Genomic DNA, 876 nt, shown 5'->3' with positions numbered 1-876 from the left:
GTTCGGTAAGTGGTGTATTACGCCATGCCCTATCATGGATATGATTGTTGATAGGTGGCTCATGCTCGGCAAGATAGTCGTCATGGGCTTGGCTTTTATACGCACTGTCGGCGTAAACGGCAGATTCATCACCTGTTAAAAGCGTGGTAAAACATTGTGAATCATGGACATTAGCAGGGGTGGTTTGAACTTTTTTGACAAAGCTGTCTTCATCACAGTTAAGATGGATTTTATAGCCGTAGGTGGTTTTTACTTTGCCTGTGCTGTCTTTTTTGCTGACGTAGGCAGCTTCGTTATCTTGGGTATTGTCGGTATGTTTGCCTTTTTTAGCTCGTTTGTTTTTGGCTTCAACGATACTGGCATCAATGATGCTAACACTGCCTGCTTTGATGATGATGTTTTGCTCGGCTAGTTGTTCATTGATTTGGTTGAATAAGGGTTCAATGAGTCCAAGTTCACCTAAGTGTTTGTGGTATCGCCAAATGGTGCTGTGGTCGGGTACGTTATCGGTAAGTGATAGCCCAACAAAGCGACGAAATAGTAAGTCTCTTGCCAGTTGTTTTTCCATGGCTGGGTCGGATAGGTTATAGAGTTTTTGTAGTAGTAAGATTTTAAACATGATGACAGGGTGAAAGGCACTTTCGCCACGGTCACTGCTATGAACATGGCCTAGGGTGTGTTCGATACTTTGCCAGTTGATTAGGTCGTGTAGTTCATCGAGTTCTTCGATGGCTTTGTGAGCGTTAATGAGACTGTCTGCTAGGGAGAGTTGCCCTGTTTGTTTCCATGCCATATTCGTGTCTTTTGCTATCTGTTTGATTTTACTGCATTATATCACTTTTACAAACTTTTGTGCATTTTTTCGTGCAAAGGTTT

1 protein-coding gene is annotated in these 876 nt (G+C 42.6%); it reads right to left on the bottom strand.

All coding sequences use genetic code 11. The features are described 5' to 3' along the window. Nucleotides 1-793: IS5 family transposase (locus tag MA2_RS10775; RefSeq protein WP_067059673.1), on the bottom strand; the 793-nt coding region annotated here is incomplete at its 3' end. Nucleotides 794-876: the final 83 nt, after the last annotated feature.

The organism is Moraxella atlantae NBRC 14588 (assembly GCF_001591265.1).
Taxonomy (GTDB): Bacteria; Pseudomonadota; Gammaproteobacteria; order Pseudomonadales; family Moraxellaceae; genus Faucicola; species Faucicola atlantae.
This window is presented reverse-complemented; position numbering and strand designations above follow the sequence as displayed.